The following is a 15,283-nucleotide window of genomic DNA, read 5'->3' on the forward strand; positions in this document are numbered from 1 at the left end:
CCCGGGCGGGGCCCGTGACTGGACCGTAACGCGGGGAACTTGTTGCCCCGGCACCACCAAGGTTAGGTTTGCCTTAGTTCCGCCTGGACAGATCCCGGGCGTCGTCAGGGAGGCTTCCCCACCGTGTCCACACAGCTCACTCGCCGTATCAGCGTGGCCGCCGCGGTCACCGCGCTCGCCGTCACCGTCTCCGGATGCGGATCCGACAGCGACAACGACAAGCCCGCTGCCGGGGCCGGGTCGGGAGCGACGCACGCGGTGAAGACGGCCATGGGCGAGGTGAAGGTCAAGGACGACCCCAAGCGCGTCGTCGTCCTCGACACGGACGCCCTCGACTCCGCGATCACCCTCGGCATCACACCGGTCGGCGCCACGACGGCCATCGCGGACGCGCCGTTCTCCACGTACCTCCCGCAGGACGAGCTCAAGGACATCAAGCCCGTCGGGCTGATCGCCGAGCCCAACCTCGAAGCCATCGCCGCCCTCAAGCCCGACCTGATCCTGAGCAGCAAGGTCCGCGACGAGAAGAGCTACAAGCCGCTGTCGGAGATCGCCCCGACCGTCTTCACCGACACGACGGGCCCCAACTGGCGCGAGAACTTCGAGCTGCACGCCGATGCCCTGGGCAAGAAGGCGGAGGCGAAGACGATCGCCGCCGCGTACGACACCCGCGTGAAGGAACTGACCACGGCGCTCGGCGGCCCGGCGGTGGCCAAGAAGACAGAGGTCGGCTTCGTCCGCTTCGTGGAGGGCGCGGACACCCGCCTGTACCTCAACGACACGTTCGTCGGCTCGATCTTCGGCGACCTCGGCGTGGGCCGCCCGGCCAACCAGGACAAGGACGGCTTCTCGCTCGACGTCAGCCCGGAGAAGATGGACCAGGCCAACGCGGACGTCGTCTTCTACTCCACCTACGGTGACGCGAAGAAGGCCAAGGAGACCGACATCCTCGGCGGCCCGCTCTGGAAGAACCTGGACGCGGTGAAGGCCAAGAAGGCGTTCAAGGTCGACGACAACGTGTGGATGCTGGGCATCGGTTACACGGGCGCGGGCGCGGTGCTGGACGAGATGGCGAAGAACGTCGGCGGCGCTTCGAGCTAGTCGACCGCCGCGTGGGTCGCCGGGCCGGCTCAGGAGCCGGAATCCGGCCCGGCGATCACGCGGTTACAGCCGCTCGAAGCCCCGCATCCGCTCCCAGTCCGTCACCGACGTCTCGAACGCGGCCAGTTCGGTGCGGGCCGCCTGCGCGTAGTGCGCCATCACCGGGTCGCCGAAGACCTTCGCGGCGATCTCGCTGCTCTCCCAGCGGTGCAGCGCCTGGGTCAGGGTGCCGGGCAGCCGGGGGACCGAGGGGTCGGCGAGGGCGTTCTCCCGGTGCGGGGGCGGGAGTTCGAGCCGGTGCTCGATGCCGTACAGACCGGCGGCGACCGCCGCGGCCGTCGCCAGGTACGGGTTGGCGTCCCCGCCCGGCACCCGGTGCTCGACGCGCAGCGAGGAACCCGTCCCCACCACGCGTATCGGACAGGTCCTGTTGTCGCGGCCCCAGGTGATGCCGGTCGGTGCGAAGGCACCGGGCTGAAGGCGCTTGTACGAGTTGATGTTCGGCGCCATCAGCAGGGCGAAGTCCGGCAGGCAGGCGAGCTGACCGGCCACGAAGTGCCGCATCAGCGCGGACATGCCGTCGTCGGCGGTGTCGTCGGCGAGGACGGCGGTGCCGTCCGTGCCGCGCAGCGACAGGTGGATGTGGCAGGAATTGCCCTCGCCCTCGTCGAACTTGGGCATGAAGGTGAGCGCCACCCCCTCCTGCGCGGCGATCTGTTTGGCGCCGTTCTTGAAGAAGACGTGGTTGTCGCAGGTCGTCATCGCCTCCGCGTAACGGAAGACGATCTCGTACTGCCCCGTGTGCACCTCCCCGCGCGCCGTCTCCATCGCGAGCCCCGCCCGGCCCATCTCGCGCCGGATGCGGCGTACGACGGGCTCGATGTCGGTCAGGCCCTGGAGCGCGTAGTCGACGTTGTACGTGGTGGCCGACGTCAGGCCCTGGTAGCGGGTCTCGCGGGCGGCGCGGTAGGTGTCGAGGAAGACGAGGAATTCGAGCTCCGTACCGGCGAGGGCGGTGAGCCCGCGCTCGGCGAGGCGGTCGAGCTGGGTGCGCAGGATGTGGCGGGGGGCGACGGCGACCGGTGTGCCGGCGGCGCCCGGCCAGTGCGCGTCGGCCAGGACGAGGGCCGTGCCCTCGTCCCAGGGGAGCCGGGTGCGCAGGGTGGCGGGGTCGGGCCGCAGGAGGAAGTCGCCGAAGCCGGTCCGCCAGGCGTCGATCGCGTAGCCGGGGCGGGTGTCCATCTCCACGTCGGAGGCGAGGAGATAGACGCACGCGCCGAAGCCCGCGTCTCCGCCGTCGCCGCCGTTCTCGACCTCGTCGAGGAAGTACGGGACGGAGAGCCGGCTGCCCTGGAGGCGGCCCTGGAGGTCGGGGACGGCGACGATGACCTCCTCGACCCTTCCGGCGTCGGCCTCCGCCCGCAGCAGCTCGTACGGCGTGGGGTGTCGCCCGGTCATTTCACGGCCTCTATTCGTGCCGGCGCCACGGCCAGCGGGTTGGGCACCGTGCCGTGCACGACGTCGAAGCCCTCGTCGCGCTCCGCGCGGTCGTGGAAGCCACCGCCCAGGAGCTGTTCGCGGTTGAGCGCGACCCGGTCGAACGACGGGGCGAAGAGCCCGTACGCGTCGAAGCGGTCGGCCAACTCCGGGAAGCGGGCGTGGTAGCGCTCGATCTCGGCGCGTACGAGCGCCCAGAACTCGTCCTCGGGCACGCCGAGTTGATCGGCGCACAGCGGGGCGAAGAAGCGGAAGTGCCCGGCGAAGACCGCGCTGAGCAAGGAGTGCGCCAGTTCGTGGGCCGGCCAGCGCAGCAGCACACGGTCGGCGCGCTCGGGCAGCGCGGCGTACTCCGGCAGGGCGCCGGGCAGCAGGTTCACGTCCTCGGCGAAGTCCTTGACCGCGATGCCGATGGGGATCTCGTCGCGGTCGAAGAGGACGACGGTGTTCTCGCCGTGCGGGCAGAAGGCGACGCCGTAGCGGTAGAGGTAGTGCAGCAGCCCCGGCAGGAGCGCGCCGAAGAACCGTTCCAGCCAGGCGGTGGCCGTGAGCCCGGAGCGCCCGGCCAACTCGGCTGTCAGCGCCCGACCGTCGGACCCGACCTTGAGCAACGCGGCCATGGTGCGGGCGCGTTCACCCGCCCCCGTGTCGAGCAGCGCGGCGACCGGCTCGCGCCAGACGGCGCCCAGGAGTTCGTGGTAGCGGTACGGGGCGTCCTTGACCGATTCGTACAGTGGATGGCCCACGGCGACGGCCGCGACCTCGCCGAGCGGGTGGACGCGCAGCTCCTCGCTCAGATACGGGTCGGCGTCCCGTACGGAGCGCAGCCAGGCGCTCACATCGGGCGCCGCCTCGGTCGGTTCGGTGGAAAGTCCGCGCCAGACAAGGGTGTTGCGGATGAGGAGCGGGACCTTGACGTTACGGCGGTGCGGGTGGTCGATGTTGGCGAGCGTGCGGATCGACTGGAGGGGCCGGTAGCGGTCGTGGCTCTGACCGAGCAGCACGATGCGGCCCTCGGCGAGGTAGGGCGCGAAGAGGGTGGCGACGGCCTCGTCCCAGTGGAAGGGGTGTACCGGCAGCCAGACGAACTCCCTCTCGTCCAGGCCGGTTTCGGCGCACTCCTGGGTGAGGACGGCGGCGAACCGTTCCCGGGTGGCCGGGTCCAGCTCCTCGGCGAGCAACCGCTCGGCGTCGAGCCCCGGAACGCCGGAGTACACGGCGAGGTCGCTGTGCACGGCGGCCCACAACAGGCGTACGGCGGAGGCCGATTCGGGCGCGTAGGCGGCGGCGTCGGACGCGGCGAAGCCGAGACGGCCCTTGTTGAGGAGCATGCAGGGATGCCCGTCCTGGTACGCCTCCAGCTCCAGATGCCCGAGATCGGCCAGCGCTGCGGCGGGCAGCGCCTTGCCGATGGCCTCGGCGTCGGCCCGGCGGGTGGCGGTCAGTTCGCGAAGCACCTCGGCGGTGGTGGCACCGTCCCACCCGAGCACGGCGCGTGCGTCGAGCAGCAGGCGCTCGGGGCCGGCCTCCTGGCCGTCAGGCGTGCTTGGGTGACGGCGCAGGCTGTCGGGCTCGACCCGCCAGGTGCCGAAGGTGCCGCGCGTGGCGCGCATCGTCCAGTGCACGTCGTCACCGAGGTCGAGCCGGTAGGCGCCGGGGCCAACGGGTGCGCCGGGACCGCCGGGACCACCCGGACCGCTGGGTGCGCCGGGACCACCGGGGCCGTCGGGTGCGGGGACGAGCAGTTCCTCGTACGCGAACTCCTCCACGGCCTTGACCAGCAGCCGCCGGCCGGCCTGCTCCCAGGCGTCCCGGTTGGGGTGATTCATCGGTTCCTCTCCTCTGATGAGGCGGCGGAGGTAACGGTGCGGGCTCTCGGCCGTACGACCGCCGCCGCGACGGCGGCGGTCGGCGGCGCCCCGAACGTCGTCCACGCCGTCCGCTCAGGCACCCGCAGCACCGTCCGCCCGGCGACAGCGTTGAGGATCGTCGCCGCGCGCCAGGCGCCCAGCGTCAGATCGGGGGCGCCGACGCCATGCGAGTGCAACTCGGCGTTCTGGACGTACAGTTCGCCCGTCACGCGCGGTTCGAGCGCGACACGGTAGTCACCGTCGATCTGATAGCGGCCCTTGTCGTCCCAGTCCACGAGCGTGCCGTCGAGGAAGCCGGGACGCGACGCCGCGTAGCCGGTGGCCGACACGATCGCGGACGTACGGATCTCGAAGAACACGTCCTGCTGGGCATGCCGACACGTCAACACGTACTCAGCTCCCGCGACTTCGGCCCCGACGATCGCGACTCCCGGATGCAGCGCCGCCCTCGGCTCCACCCCGCCGATCGTCCGCTCGTACAGCTCGTCGTGCAAGGCACCCAGTGTCTCCTCGCTGACGCCCTTGTACAGCTGCCACTGCTCCCGTACGAGCTGTTCCCGCCGGTCCTCGGGCAGGGCGCGGAAGTAGCGGATGTAGTCGGGCGTGAAGTGTTCGAGCCCGATCTTGGAGTACTCCATCGGCGCGAACGCGTTCGTGCGGGCGAGCCAGCGCACGTACGGTCCGCCCGCCCCGTCCCCGTCCTGGTGCCGCAGCAGGTCCAGCGCGACCTCCGCGCCCGACTGACCGGCGCCGACGACGGTCACGTCGGCGCGGTCCGCGAGCCGGGCGCGGTGCGTACGGTAGTCGGCGCTGTGCAGCACCCGGCCCGCGTGCGCGGGGTCCGCCAGCAGCGGTCGCAGCGGCTCGGGCACGACCGGGTCCGTCCCCACCCCGAGGACGATCTGCCGGGCCAGTACGCGCGTGACGGTGCCGTCCGCCGCGCGATGTCGGACGACGAACACCTCCCGCCGCCCGTCCCACCGCAACTCCTCCACCCAGGAGTCGAATTGGCAGGACGGCAGCCCTTCCGCGACCCAGCGGCAGTAGGCGTCGTACTCACGGCGCGGTATGTGGAAGCGCTCCGAGAAGAAGAACGGGAACATCCGGTCGTGATGGCGCAGGTAGTTGAGGTACGACCACGGGCTCGTCGGGTCGACCATCGTCACCAGATCCGCCAGGAAGGGGACTTGGAGCGTGGTGCCCTCCATCAGCAGACCGGGGTGCCAGGAGAACGCGGGCTTCGCGTCGAGGAACAGCGTGCGCAACTCCGGGGCCCCGTCCGCCAGCGCGGCCAGGGACAGGTTGAACGGCCCGATCCCGACCCCCACCAGGTCGTACACAGGAGCACTCGGCTCGGGCTCGGACTCAGGCTCGGACTCGGTCACCGGTGGGCCTCCGCGAGGGGGTTGGTCAGGTCGACGTAGACGGACTGGGACTGGACGTCCCCGACAAGCTCGTCGAGCCCGTCCACACAGGTCAGGTAGTTGCCCTTGCAGCGCAGCACGGGCGCGTCGAGCAGCAGGTCGAGCAGTCCCCGCGCGCCGGGCTCGGCGGCCCGCAGCCGCTCCAGCCGGGCGCGCAGCACGCGCAGCAGGTCGCCCTCGTCGGCCAGCCCGAGCGCGCCGAACGCGCCGACGAGACCCAGGAGGTTGTTGATGCCGAGGTAGTACGCGACGCGCTCGTCCACGAACGCGTCATCGAAGACGAGGTCGAGCCCGTCGGCCGCGCCCGGCAACAACCGCTCCACGCGCGCCGCGTGGGAGGCGGCGACGTAGTAGCCCTGGCTGTCGCGGTACCAGCCGGCGCGCGGCAGCCCGTGCGCGTCGAGCGCGACCAGCGTGTTCTGGTGGTGCGGCTCCAGCGCGATGCCGTACCAGGCGTGCAGGCGGATCAGCGGGACGGCGAGCACGTCGAGGTACGCGGCCAGCCAGCGCGCCGACGCCTCGGCGGTGGAGACGCCGTGGGCGCGGGCGGTACGGGCGACGGCCTCGCAGAGCAGCGCGCGGTGCGCGGGCGGCGACCCGTCGCCGGGGCCGGTGCGCTCGGCCACCAGCCCCGCCACGCACAGCCCTTGGAGCCCGGTGCCGGTGAAGGGGTTGTCCCGTACGGCGGTCTCCAACCCCGTCTCCATGCCCGTCTCCAACCCGGTCTCGGCATCGCCTTCGACGCCCGCCGACACCCACCCGAAGTCGCGCAGGATCCCGAACTCCGGGTGCTCGGCGCGCAGCCGCTCGGCGGGCCCGGCGGCCAGCAGCCGCGCGGCACGCACGCCCAGACGCATCTCGCCGCGGAGGTTGTTGCGGCGGGAGTTGGTGATCCGCATGCCAAGAGAGAGCTTCAGCATGACGTCGGCGTCGGGCCGGTGCACGGTCCGCACGGACGACGTCGGGTACCAGCGCGGCCCGGCGGCCCCCAGGGGCCGCAACAGCCCCGCGTCGACGAGCGCGCCGACACCGGGCCGGGCGAGCACGTCACGGGCCTGCCACGGATGCGCGGGCACCACGGCCATTCCGTCCGGCACCCGCAGACCGAGCCCGGCGGTGAGGGGCCGCAGCAGCTCGGCGGGGGTACGGCCGTCGGCGCTCTCGCCGACGAGCACATCCGGGTGCACGGCGAACCAGTGCAGCGCGAAGGACCCCCTCAACTCGGGCGAGTACACGTCCAGTTCCACATCCGAGGCTTCTTCACGGCTCTTGGGCGCGGGGTGGAAGGGATGCCCCAGGAGCAGCGCCTGCTCGGCGTCGAGAAAGGGCGTCGGCCCGCGTGTCCCCGGTGCCTCGGCCCGCCGCCGTACGAGGTGCGCCCCGGTCCGCGCGGCGGAGTTGAGCACCCGCCCGACGGCATCCCGACCGAGATGCGGCGACGCGCCGCGCCCGAGGGTGGACTCCCGGATGAGCGCGGCGGACACGAGAGCGACGTCGGCGGGCAGACTGCCGCCCCGTCCGGAGGTGACGACCCGCACGGATCCGAACCGGTGCCACCCGGTGCGGGACCGGTACAGAACGCGTACGCGCAGGGTCAACGCGCTGTGCGGCAACGGCAGACGCAGCACCTGCCCGCTGTCCGGCACGCTGGTTCCGGTCTCCCGGACGTACGCGCGCAGCAGGGTCTCGACGGCGACGGAGTCGGCGACACGGAGAGGATCAGCCTGGTCAAGCGGATCCATCCCCTCGGAACCAGCGGACCATTTCAGCCCGTCCGCCCCACTGAGCCCGGCGGGCTCATCCAGCCCCTCGCCCCCTCCGGGACCAGCGGACCAATTAAGCCCCTCCGGCGATTGAGGAGCGGGGTCCGGGGCAGCGCCCCGGCCGGGGTCCGGGGCGGAGCCCCGCCCCACCGCACCTCGCCCCACCGCACCCGACCCGTTCACCACGCCTCCTCCGCCTCCTCCGCCTCACCCGCCGCCACCACCGCCGCCAGCAACCGCTCCACCTCCGCCACACTCGTCCGCGGATTCAGCAGCGTCAGCTTCAGCCGTACGCGCCCCGCCCCCTCCCCCGGAAGTTCCGTGCGCCCCACGACCGCCCCGCCCTCCCGCAGCAACCGCCGCCGCAGCGAAGCGTTCACGTGGTCGCTGCGGGCGGCGTCGGCCGACCCCCCGGATCCCCCCGGCCCCCCGGGGGACGCGGCAGGCACGTACCGGAACAGGAACGCCGTCAGCACCGGGTCCCCGGCGGACGCCCCACCGTGCAGCTCCAGCCTCGGATGCGCGGCAACCGCCCGCGCCCCCGCCACCGCCAACTCGTGGCACGCGTCCACCAGTTGGCCCAGCCCGTCCCGTCCCAGCGTCCGCAGCGTCACCGCGATCTTGAAGGCGTCCGCGCGGCGCGTCGTCCGCAGGGAGAGACCCAGCAGGCTCGGATAGCCCGCCTCCTCGTCGTCCGCCGGGTTCAGATAGACCGCGCGGCGGGCGAGTGAGGCGTACGTCTCCGACCTCCGCACCAGGAAGATCCCGGCGGCGGCCGGCTGCCAGCCCAGCTTGTGCCAGTCCAGGGAGACGGAGTCGGCCCGTTCGATGCCGTCCAGCAGCGGCGCCAGGCGGTCGGACAGCAGCGCTCCGCCGCCGTACGCGGCGTCCACGTGCAGCCACGCCCCGTACTCCGCCGCCAGTTCCGCGCACTCCCGCAGCGGGTCGATGGCACCGGTGTCGGTCGTGCCCGCGGTCGCGACGATCGCGACGGGCAGTTGTCCGCGCTCGACACATCGCGCCAGGGTTGCCGCCAACGCGCCTTCTTTCATTCGGAGTTGGGAGTCGACGGCGACCGGGATCACCGAGTCCTCGCCCAGCCCGAGCAGTGCCGCCGCCCGCTGCACCGAGAAGTGCGCGGCGGCGGACGTCAGGATCCGCGGCCGCGCCCCGGCCGCCGACCCCGCACCCGAGCCGAACCTCGGCACCCCCGTCAGCTCGATCTGCCGCCCCGTCGCGGCGCCCAGCACCCGGTCCCTGGCCAGCATCAGGCCCATGAGGTTGGACTCGGTGCCGCCCGATGTCAGCACGCCCGCCGCCTCGGCGGGGTCGTAGCCGAGCATGCCCGCCAACTCCTCAAGGAGCAGTGTTTCCAGGGCTGTCGCGGCGGGCGCCTGGTCCCACGAGTCCTGGGACGGGTTCAGCGCGGACACCGCCAGGTCGGCGGCGACGGCGACGGCCAGCGGCGGGCAGTGCAGATGCGCCGCGCACGCGGGGTCGGCCGGGTCCGCGCTGCCGTGCGCGAGCAGTTCGGTGAGCCGGTCGAGCGCGGCGGGACCGCTCGCGGTGCGGAACGCCTCCGCGACGGCCGCCGCGATCTCGGCGGGCGCACCGGCCGCGACCGGCCCGCCGCGCCGGGCGGCGCCCGCCGCGAGCGCGCCCAACACCGCACGTACCAGCGGCTCCAGAGCCGCCGCCCCACCGACGCCACCCGACAACTCCGCCCCGGGGGAGGGCCGCGGCGCTTCCGCCGACGCGGGCACCGGCTCCGGCACCGGCGCCCGCGCCGCCCCCAGCGCCTCCGCCGTCACGCCGCCCGCCCGGCCGCACGCTCGGACTCCGACAGCCCGGACGCCTCGGCGATCGCTTCCGTCAGCCGCTCCAGTACGGACTCGGCCTCCTCGTCCGTGATCACCAGCGGCGGCAGCAGCCGCACCGTCGATCCGAACCGCCCGCCCAGCTCCAGGATCAACCCCCGCTTCAAACAGCCCTCCTGGACCCGCGCCGCCAGCCCGGGTGCCGCCGGGCGGGACCCGCACGCGTCCAACGGCCCCTGGGGATCGACGATTTCGACGCCGATCATCAGCCCCCGCCCACGTACGTCGCCGATCAGCGGCAGTTGGGACCGCAGCCCCGCCAGCCGCCCGGACATCCGCGCGCCGACCGTCGCCGCCCGCTCCGCGAGCCCTTCGCGCGTGACGTACCGCAGCGTCGCCGCGCCCGTCGCCATCGCCAGCGTGTTGCCCCGGAACGTGCCGGTGTGCGCGCCGGGCAGCCACCCGTCGTAGTCCTGGTCGTACACGATCACCGCCAGCGGCAGCCCGCCGCCGATCGCCTTCGACATCACCATCGCGTCGGGGACGATGCCACTGTGCTCGATCGCCCAGTACGCGCCGGTGCGCCCGACGCCGGTCTGCACCTCGTCCACGACCAGCGGGATGTCGCGCTCGCGCGTGACGCGCCGCATCTCGCGCAGCCATGTGTCGGGCGCGGGCACCGCCCCGCCCTCGCCCTGCACCACTTCGAGGATCATCGCCGCCGGCCGTACGACACCGCCCGATGGATCGTCCAGCAGCCGTTCGGTGTACGTCGCCGCCAGCTCCGCGCCGCGCTCGCCGCCGACGCCGAACGGGCAGCGGTACGCGTACGGGTACGGCAGCCGCGTCACCTCACCACCGGCCGCGCCACCGCCCGGCACCGGCTCCTTGACGGCCACGCTGCCGGTCGTCGCCAGCGCGCCCGACGTCATCCCGTGGTACGCGCCGGTGAACGCGAGCACCCCGCGCCGCCCGGTCGCCGTCTGCATGAGTTTCAGCGCGGCCTCGACGGCGTCCGTCCCGGCGGGTCCGCAGAAGTGCACGCGGGCGCGCTCGGCGAACGCCTTCGGCAGCGTCTCGAACAGCGCGTTGGTGAAGTCGTCCTTCTCGGGCGTCGCGAGGTCCAGGACGTGCATCGGGGCGCCGCTGTCGAGGGTGCGCTGCACGGCCTCGCGCACGACGGGATGGTTGTGGCCGAGCGCGAGCGTGCCGGCGCCGGAGAGGCAGTCGAGATAGCGGCGGCCGTCGGTGCCCTCGATCGTCATGCCGTGGGCGCGGGCCGGGACGATCGGGAAGGACCGCGCGTACGTGCGCGCGGACGACTCTCTGGCGCGCTGCCGATCCAGGATGGCGGAATGGGCGTCGGCGGCGGGGCGCCCGGAGGCGGGCAGCGTGACAGCGGGAACGTTCATGGAACGGCTCCGGAGTTGGGAGAGGAGAGGAAGCGGCTCAGAGCAGCTGGCGCCCGGCGACCGGGTGCCCGAGGAAGGCGTGCATGGCGAACTCCCAGCCGTAGGAACCCGCGTTGGGGAAGACGACGAGATCACCCGCGCGCACCCTGTCTATGAGGACGTCGCGCAACAGCGTGTCCTCGGGTGTGCACAGCTCGCCCACGACGGTGACACGCGTGTGTTCGGCGGTGGGCCTCGGACAGTCCTCGCCCGCGTCCCACGCGTCGACGGGCAGTACGGCGACGTTGTGCACGATGTCCCAGGACGTGGGCAGTTGGAAGTGGTTGATTCCGCCACGCAGTACGGCGAACCACTCACCGTACGAGGCTTTGACGTCCGTCACCTCCGCCGCGTACCAGCCGCAGTCGGCGACCAGGAACCGGCCGGGCTCCAGCACCACCTTCACCCCTACGGGTGGCTCGACGAGTGCGGCGAGTTCACCGAACCGGGCCATGTCGAAGGGCTTCTCGCCCTCGAACGCGACCCCTATGCCGCCGCCGATGTCGACGTGCCGCAGCTCCACACCGGTCGCGGCGGCCGTACGCACACTCCACTCGACGCACCAACGCAGGTACGCCGCATGGGAGTCGGCGTCGAGATTGTTCGACGCGGCGTGGATGTGGAAGCCGACGATGTCGAGACCGGGCAGCTTGCGCGCGGCGCCGAGCACGGCCGGTACGTCGGGCTCGGCGACGCCGAACTGCGAGGGCGCGCCGCCCATGTGGAGCGAACCGCTGATCGGGATGTCGGCCGGGTTGACACGCAGCGCGACGCGGGCGGTGACGCCCTCGGCGACGGCGATGCGGCTGATCCGGTGAAGTTCGAGCTGGCTCTCGGCGTTGATGACCTCGACGCGGGCGCGGACCAGGGCGGTCAGGACGGGCACGGACTTGGCGGGCCCGGCGGCGACGACGGCCGGCGCGTCCGTGAACCCGGCCACTTCCAGGGCGAGTTCCAGCTCGCTGACGGAGGCGACCTCGAAGCCGTCGACGTACGGCGCGAGGGCGCGGACGACACCGGGGAACGAGTTGGCCTTCACCGCGTAGTAGACGGCCGCCCAGTCGGGCAGCGCGGCACGCAACTCCCGGGCCCGCGCGGCGGCGACCTCCCCGTCGTACACGTACACCGACACGGGCTCAGCTTCCCGCGCCAGTTCGAGCAGTCGGCGGCGGAGGGGGGCCGGCAGGACGTCCACGGGGTGGGCGGCGAGCGGCGCGGCGGATGGCGGGAACTGGACGGACACGTGGGTCTCAACCTCGGTCGGGGGTGGTCTCTTGTTAGGCGAGCCTAACCTAATGCCTCGTCGGGAAACGCCAAAGTAATCCATACGTGGGAGGGAGAGTTCGGGAGGGAGAGTTCCGGACACAGAGTTATCAGCCATCGATCCCCACCGAAGCCGCCCGGCGGAGGGAAGCCCAGGTGGGACGGGGTGACGGACTTGGGCCCAGGGGTGGGTCCCTGGACCCTTCGGATTGGGTCCGGCGTGTACATAACGTGGCGGAATACGCGTCACGGCCGGGATCGGGGGAGCCGGGCCAGACAGCATTTCGTTGGAAGGGCTTCCCCTTGTTGGACTCAAAGGGCCTGGCGTTCCAGGTCGGCGTACCCACACACCGTGGGGAGTTGCCGCGCTCACTAGCAGCGACGCGGGTTCTCCTGTATCTGATGTTCGGTCTCACGCTGCTGGGCGGCGTGGGGGTGCTGAACTCGCTGCTGAAGCTGGGAACCCACATCACGCCGACGGTCAGCCTGCTGGCGCTGTACGCGATGGCACCAGGTGTCGCGGCGGTGATCCTGGCGCGTCGCCTGTGGACCGGCGGAAAAGCCGTCTGGTACGCGTTGATCGCTCTCCAGGCGTGGCTGCTGATCGGCAGCGTCGTCAATCTTTACGCGGGCTCCGAACGGGGCCTCAGCCAACTGCTCCTCCCCGGCGTCCTGCTGGCGCTGATCAGCGTCGGCGGCAGCCGGGCCTGGTTCGAACTGCCCACGGAGCAGCGGGCGGTAAGGCCACGCTGGACGTTCGGGCGGTTGCGCAGGGACGGGATCCCGTCGATCCCACACCTGATCACCTGGCGCCGCAACCGCGGTCAGTCGACGGTCGAGTACGTGGGCATGGTCGGCCTGGTCGCCCTCATCATCGGCTCGCTCCTGTTCAGCGGCGTAGGACCGCAGATCTCAGGCGGCCTCCAGACCGCCGTCTGCAACATCCTCGGCGGTGACTGCGAATCCACGACGGTCGCGGGCGACGGTGACGGTGACGGTGACGGTGACAACGGCGGTGGCGGCGACAACGTTGGCGGCGAAGGCGGCGGGGGTGACTCCGGCGGCGGTTCCAACGGCGGGAGTAACGGTGGGGGTTCCAACGGCGGTAGTGACGCTGGGGGTTCCAACGGTGGCGGTGACTCCGGCGGTGACGACAACGGCGGGGGTGCCAACGGCGGCTCGGACGGCGGGAACGACGACGGTTCCGACAACGGCGGGGGGTCGAACGGCGGCTCGGACAACGGCGGCGGTGACTCCGGCGGAGGCTCGTCCGGCGGCGGCTCGTCCGGCGGAGGAAGCAACAGCGGCGGGTCGAACGGCGGCAGCGACAACGGCGGCGGTGACTCCGAGGGTGATGATTCCGGCGGCAGCTCGTCCGGCGGAGGCAGCACCGGTGGCGGGTCCGACGGCGGTTCCGACAACGGCGGTGGCGACAACGGCGGCGGGTCGAACGGCGGCGGCTCCGACAACGGCGGCAGCTCAAGCAGCGGCAGCTCGAACGGTGGCAGCTCCAACAGCGGCGGTGGCGACAACGGCGGCAGCTCGAACGGCGGCGGCTCCGACAACGGCGGCAGCTCAAGCAGCGGCAGCTCGAACGGCGGCGGCTCCAACAGCGGCGGTGGCGACAACGGCGGCAGCTCAAACGGCGGCGGCTCCGACAACGGCGGCGGCTCAAGCAGCGGCAGCTCGAACGGCGGCGGCTCCAACAGCGGCGGTGGCGACAACGGCGGCAGCTCAAACGGCGGCAGCTCCGACAACGGCGGCAGCTCCGACGGCGGCGGCGATTCAGGCGGCGGGTCCGACTCTGGCGGCAACGATTCAGGCGGCGGCTCCGACGGCGGCAACGATTCAGGCGGCGGCGACTCTGGCGGCGGCTCCGACTCTGGCGGTTCAAACGGTGGCGCCGGCTCCATCGGTGGAATGGCCAGTGGCGGACTCGTTAGCGGAATCATCGGCGGAGTCATCGGCGGACTCGTCGGTGGCGGTTCGAATGGCGGCGGCTCAAGCAGCGGCGGTAGCTCAAGCAGCGGCGGTAGCTCAAGCAGCGGCGGCTCGTCCAGCGGCGGCTCGGAGAACGACGACAACGACGATGACGACGACGACACCGAGACCGTCTGCACGCCGGTCATGGGCCCGGCCGGCATCACCCAGCACTGCACGGAGCAAGACAAACCGGATGATCCGGATGACGACGACAAGGACAAGTGCAAGAACACCAACGTCGCCTTCTACGGCAGTCTGACCACCGGCGCATCCGGCAGCGGGCGCTACACCCTCGCCTCGGCCGGGGCCAAGCAGGTCGTCTACAGCGGCACGACACTCGCGGCCACCCCTGGAGCCCCTTCCCTCCTGGACGTGGCCAATGGGGTATCCGGACTCTCCATCCCCAACATCGACGCGTTCCAGGACGCGAAAGACAGGCTCAGCAACAAGATCAGCCTCACCAGCGAGCCGTTCCACCCGCCGCCGGACAAGCCGCAGGACAAGCCCGACGACGAGGGAGACGACGAGGGAGACGACAAGCCGGACGACAAGCCCGGTCCCGGGTCGGAGATTGACGGCTGCGACCTCCGGAATCCCGATCCCAAGAAGAACCCGCATCCAGAGGTGGCGGTCGACTCCGACGTCGATCTGTCGAAGCTTCCGGACGAGACGGTGTGGCGCGACACGGACGAGCCTCTGTACCGCTTCGACAACCGTCCCCCGAAAGAGATCTTCAGGGACGACTTCGAGCCGCAGAACCCGGACAACACGGACCTGTACGACTACGTCACCCAGAACACAGACTCCGCGTTCGTCTCGACAACACGGAACGACGAGCCGGACCTGCAATACGAAGCCGAGTACCGCTACGAGATCGATGCGCCGGGTGGCATCGACGTCAACAAGACCTTCGGGGACAACAGTCGCTGGTCCAGCGAGAACGAGATCTCCTTCCCCGGCGGGATCGATTCGAGCTACATCAAGGGCGCCTGGAAGCTCCAGCCCGACGGCAGTTGGGGCGAGTGGGAGGAGAACCCGTACTACGTGCCGCCGAACGAGCGGTAGCGGCAACCCTTCACCACCGGGTCGTGGAACTTCACGGCCCGGTGGGCC

The 15,283-nt window shown here is 71.7% G+C and carries 9 protein-coding genes; 2 read left to right on the top strand and 7 right to left on the bottom strand.

Annotated elements, in window-relative coordinates; genetic code table 11:
* Nucleotides 1-123 precede the first annotated feature (123 nt).
* Entirely contained in the window at nt 124-1,101 is a 978-nt protein-coding gene (locus tag OG700_RS18360; RefSeq protein ID WP_405614855.1) for an ABC transporter substrate-binding protein, read from the top strand.
* 63 nt (nt 1,102-1,164) lie between these two features.
* Here OG700_RS18360 and OG700_RS18365 read toward each other — a convergent pair whose 3' ends face one another.
* The 7 genes from OG700_RS18365 to OG700_RS18395 form a co-directional block, all read right to left on the bottom strand.
* Nucleotides 1,165-2,559: a glutamine synthetase family protein gene (locus OG700_RS18365; protein WP_405614857.1), complete on the bottom strand. Its 1,395-nt coding sequence runs from the start codon at nt 2,557-2,559 to the stop codon at nt 1,165-1,167.
* Nucleotides 2,556-4,427, bottom strand: a complete 1,872-nt coding sequence (locus OG700_RS18370) for an IucA/IucC family protein (RefSeq protein ID WP_405614859.1) — start codon at nt 4,425-4,427, stop codon at nt 2,556-2,558. The genes OG700_RS18365 and OG700_RS18370 overlap by 4 nt, the downstream gene beginning before the upstream one ends.
* Nucleotides 4,424-5,854: a lysine N(6)-hydroxylase/L-ornithine N(5)-oxygenase family protein gene (locus OG700_RS18375; protein WP_405614861.1), complete on the bottom strand. Its 1,431-nt coding sequence runs from the start codon at nt 5,852-5,854 to the stop codon at nt 4,424-4,426. The genes OG700_RS18370 and OG700_RS18375 overlap by 4 nt, the downstream gene beginning before the upstream one ends.
* Nucleotides 5,851-7,635: an IucA/IucC family protein gene (locus OG700_RS18380; protein ID WP_405614864.1), complete on the bottom strand. Its 1,785-nt coding sequence runs from the start codon at nt 7,633-7,635 to the stop codon at nt 5,851-5,853. The genes OG700_RS18375 and OG700_RS18380 overlap by 4 nt, the downstream gene beginning before the upstream one ends.
* A 200-nt stretch (nt 7,636-7,835) precedes the next feature.
* Nucleotides 7,836-9,467, bottom strand: coding sequence for a pyridoxal phosphate-dependent decarboxylase family protein (locus OG700_RS18385; RefSeq protein ID WP_405614866.1), 1,632 nt, complete (start codon nt 9,465-9,467; stop codon nt 7,836-7,838).
* A complete protein-coding gene (locus OG700_RS18390; protein ID WP_405614868.1) occupies nt 9,464-10,885 on the bottom strand; it encodes a diaminobutyrate--2-oxoglutarate transaminase in 1,422 nt (473 codons plus the stop codon). Before OG700_RS18390 ends, OG700_RS18385 begins: the two co-directional genes overlap by 4 nt.
* Before the next feature lie 37 nt (nt 10,886-10,922).
* Entirely contained in the window at nt 10,923-12,167 is a 1,245-nt protein-coding gene (locus tag OG700_RS18395; RefSeq protein WP_405614870.1) for an alanine racemase, read from the bottom strand.
* Between the two features lie 422 nt (nt 12,168-12,589).
* On the opposite strand from OG700_RS18395, the gene OG700_RS18400 reads away from it, so the two are divergent.
* A complete protein-coding gene (locus OG700_RS18400) occupies nt 12,590-15,235 on the top strand; it encodes a hypothetical protein (protein WP_405614872.1) in 2,646 nt (881 codons plus the stop codon).
* Nucleotides 15,236-15,283 lie beyond the last annotated feature (48 nt).

This window comes from Streptomyces sp. NBC_01508, assembly GCF_045040315.1.
Taxonomy (GTDB): domain Bacteria; phylum Actinomycetota; class Actinomycetes; order Streptomycetales; family Streptomycetaceae; genus Streptomyces.

Excerpts from the sequence above, each read along its gene's own strand:
- OG700_RS18400 (WP_405614872.1), top strand. The coding sequence starts at position 12,590 with ATGTTCGGTCTCACGCTGCTGGGCGGCGTGGGGGTGCTGAACTCGCTG.
- OG700_RS18390 (WP_405614868.1), bottom strand. The coding sequence starts at position 10,885 with ATGAACGTTCCCGCTGTCACGCTGCCCGCCTCCGGGCGCCCCGCCGCC.
- OG700_RS18380 (WP_405614864.1), bottom strand. The coding sequence starts at position 7,635 with ATGGATCCGCTTGACCAGGCTGATCCTCTCCGTGTCGCCGACTCCGTC.
- OG700_RS18365 (WP_405614857.1), bottom strand. The coding sequence starts at position 2,559 with ATGACCGGGCGACACCCCACGCCGTACGAGCTGCTGCGGGCGGAGGCC.
- OG700_RS18370 (WP_405614859.1), bottom strand. The coding sequence starts at position 4,427 with ATGAATCACCCCAACCGGGACGCCTGGGAGCAGGCCGGCCGGCGGCTG.